Origin of the sequence: Dapis brunnea BLCC-M229, from assembly GCF_050015995.1 — a bacterium.
Lineage (GTDB): Bacteria > Cyanobacteriota > Cyanobacteriia > Cyanobacteriales > Microcoleaceae > Trichodesmium.
In genome coordinates this window covers 41,949-45,524 of sequence record NZ_JBNHEP010000067.1, presented here as the reverse complement: position 1 = coordinate 45,524, position 3,576 = coordinate 41,949, and the positions used below count along the sequence as shown (strand labels likewise).

Below are 3,576 nucleotides of genomic sequence, written 5' to 3'. Positions count from 1 at the left end.
ACCAGGGGACTTTATCTAAAATCTAAAAACTATTACGCAATAGTTAAATTAATTACCAACCAAAATAGAAGATGAAAGTTCAGATAAATTAGAAGACAAAAATTATTAATTTACCAAAAAATTCAGGTATAAAGCCTATCCATTCATGGAGAAAAAGCGGTTGAGGGATGCCGAGGTCTCCGTTCCCTCCGGGACGCTTCGCGTTTCATGTCGCGTAGCGAAACGACATATCCAATCTACCAAGAAAGCGGTCGGAAAGCGGAGCATGGAGTGGGATGGGATGGGGAGGTTTCCCTATGAATGCAGAGCCGCTCCGAAATGCGCCATATCCAATCTCCCCTTGAGAAGAAAAAAATTCCTTTTAGCCAATCCTATCTGTTATAAGAAGAGGTAATTATTAATTATTAATTGTTATATTATGTCCGGATAATCAGTGATAAAAAAAGTTTTTGTTTGTAGTATAGCTCTCAGCCTGATACATACTTAGGGCTAAAGCCCTACTACAAACTTTAATTATAACTATTCAACCGGACATGATATTAATTATTAATTATTGAACTACCTTTTGACTTTTAATTTTTTAATTTTGACTTCAAACTATGGCAATGACCTTCGCCCACATGACCCAAATTGGGTAAAATTGCCATAAATTTCTGGTAGTCAGTAGGGGAAAGTCGATCTTTTAATGTAGCCATATCCGCCTCAACCTTTCCTGCTGTGGCGATCGCTGCCAGAGGAGCAAAACCTAATGCTCCTGTATTAATTTCCTCATCTGGGGTAACACTATTATCACCAAAAAGATGGTCAAAGTGGAATGTGGCTTCTAACTCCGCAGTTTTTCCAGCTTGCAGAATACCTTTGCGCTCATCCCCAACAAAATCTCCACAGGTAAATTCTAGTTCCTGGTCAATTTTGACAATAAAGGGTATGCTCTGACCATCTTTAGTACCTGTACCACTCATTAATAAAGAGTAACCTTTTGCTGGGCCATCAGTTGCTTTGGGCATTTTCCAAGAGAGAGCATTGTAGTGACCAGGAGGTGCGGATATTTCACTGAGCAAAATAGTTTCTGCGGTTTCATCTCCTTCTGCCAAATCTACTGTTTTAGTTTGAGTAAAAATGACTTTTTCTGTTGCTTCTAGTTTCTCTCCTGTTTCAGCTTTGTAGGGTGGGTCTGTTTGGTAGGCAGTGACTTCTGTTAGGTTGACATAGAGTCGATCAAATGTTATGTTCCATCCATCTTTAGTAACAAAGCCTTTTCTCACAAAGTCTTCTCCATTGGCACGGAGCTTAAGAGTGCCTGGAGTTTTGTCATTTATCTGAGTTGAATTGGTATTAGTTTGAGTCGTCTCGCTTTGACAACTGCTTAGTAAAACAGCAGGCATTCCAAGCAGTAGGGTGAATAAAATTAAAATGTGTTTTGCGATCTTCATTTTCATTCTTTTGACTTAATAACTTAAATTATGTACTGAGGGTGGGTAGTAGGAAAAAGAGGAAAAAAATTGAGTATTGAGAGGGAAATTATTCTGGTGGGCAATATAATTCTTTGAACAAAAAATGTTCTACAACAGCTCATCTGAGAATAGGGAATAGTAAGAAACAAGATAACTGTACCTCACCAAGGGTCAGAAAGTGTATAATCAATATTAAGTTCATAACCAAAATTAATTATATATTTTGTATCCTAAATTATCAATCACTTTTTTGAGATATTGAAGTAAGCTGTTCGGTGTCATTATTCCTAAAAGATTTGTACTTTATGGTAGAAAATTTCTAAGTTCATAAGCAAAATTAATTACACATCCTAATTGACTCCCTATTCTCTGTTCCCTGTTCCCAGTTAAGTGTTCCCTCTCTCAACTAGGAAATTCCTAAAAGCACAACTACTTATTGTATTATTGTCAGAAACTAGGATGGTAAAATTATTGCTTTCCTTGAGATAAAATAAAAAAAACTAATATGTAAAAAATTGTCAATATTTTTGAGACCCATTACAATATGCAATTGTTTTAGTATTAGCCAAAAAACTTACAATACCAATATGATGAATCACTTTCGTTTTCTATCCTTATCTACCATTGTTGCTAGTTTAATTGCCATGAGTTCCTGTGCAAATACAACTACTCAGACCACAGCTCCTAACACAAATCCTGGCACTTCAAATTCAGCTGTATCTACTGCTCCTGGCAGTACAATCAAAATAGATATAAATGATGCTTCAGACTCAGACTTAAAAAAATTAGCAATCAAGTTAAATATCCCTGATTTACCAGAAAAAATTAAAAAAAATCGTCCTTACAAAGACATTAATGAATTGGCAGTAAAAGAAGTTATCAGTCCTCAACAATTAGACTTTGTTAAGAATGATATAACTGTGGCACAACCCAGCCAAGAATCAAACAACAATTAATTTAAAAAAAGGTTTTTTCCTTGTGCAATTTTCCCCTACTAATATCACTAGCATTTAGTAGGGGTTGAGAAAAAAGTCTTTTTGCATTTAGATTATCTATAGAAAAAGTTAATATTTGCTTTTCTTAAATAAAGGTTAAATCAAGGAAAAATTAAATTAATATTGCATAAACAGATTTAGATAACTAAGCAGTTACAATTAAACAGAGAAATGTAAACTTAAAACGCTAAAATGAGAGAACTTGACAATCAAAAATCTGTAGAGTTATTAAACTCTATTATGGAATTTGAACTTGCAGGTGTTGTGCGCTATACTCATTATTCTTTAATGGTGATAGGACCTAATCGCATACCAATTGTAGATTTTTTTAAAGCTCAAGCTAATGAATCTTTACTTCATGCTCAACAAGCAGGAGAAATATTAACAGGTTTAGAAGGCCATCCAACATTAAAAGTAGCTTCGATTGAAGAAACAAATCAACATTCAATACCAGCTCTTTTACAGGAAAGTCTTAACCATGAAGCCAAAGCTTTAGAACTATATAAAAAATTCTTAGAAACTGTAGAAAACGCAAGTATATATTTAGAAGAATATGCTCGGACAATGATTGGTCAAGAAGAGTTACATAACATGGAAATCAAAAAAATGTTGCGTGACTATAGTTGATTAATCTGACTTAGAGAAAATATCTAATATTTGTCATAGCAATCCGCCTAAAAAATGTGAATATCTACTGAGAAATTACAGATTATTTAGGATTCCAAAAAAGAGCATTCGGATTGCTTCATTTTGATTTGTGGAAAGACGAGTCAGGATTAACAATCTAAAAAAATATAAATCTCAACTGTAATAAAAATAGAAAATATTTTTGGATATATTTTTTGATTTTTGACAGAAAACTATCCAATTTTCACAACTCAGAAATTATATCAAATATAAAAAATTGTGCAAATAGCACGAATCTCCCTATCAATCTTCGGTAGCAAATATTAAGGTATTTGATATTAGTTTTCCCAGAGGTATAGCAGTCGAAGCATAGCTGAGGACAACTAGAAAACTTCAAATTTTCACAACTCAGAAATTATATCAAATATAAAAAATTGTGCAAATACACGAATCTCCCTATCAATCTTCGGTAGCAAATATTAAGGTATTTGATATTAGTT

The 3,576-nt window shown here is 33.7% G+C and carries 3 protein-coding genes; 2 read left to right on the top strand and 1 reads right to left on the bottom strand.

Translation table 11 applies throughout. The features are described 5' to 3' along the window. Window positions 1-572 precede the first annotated feature (572 nt). Window positions 573-1,433 carry a DUF4382 domain-containing protein gene (locus tag ACP6PM_RS07985; RefSeq protein WP_426583452.1) on the bottom strand — a complete coding sequence of 287 codons (861 nt, stop codon included), beginning with the start codon at window positions 1,431-1,433 and terminating at the stop codon, window positions 573-575. 608 nt (window positions 1,434-2,041) lie between these two features. Between ACP6PM_RS07985 and ACP6PM_RS07980 the strand changes: the two genes are divergently transcribed. Beyond that, the gene (locus ACP6PM_RS07980) at window positions 2,042-2,410 is read left to right on the top strand and encodes a hypothetical protein (protein WP_426583450.1); all 369 of its coding nucleotides are present in this window, start codon (window positions 2,042-2,044) and stop codon (window positions 2,408-2,410) included. Between the two features lie 231 nt (window positions 2,411-2,641). Beyond that, on the top strand, window positions 2,642-3,076 hold the full coding sequence (locus tag ACP6PM_RS07975) for a ferritin-like domain-containing protein (protein ID WP_426583449.1): 435 nt from the start codon (window positions 2,642-2,644) through the stop codon (window positions 3,074-3,076). Window positions 3,077-3,576 lie beyond the last annotated feature (500 nt).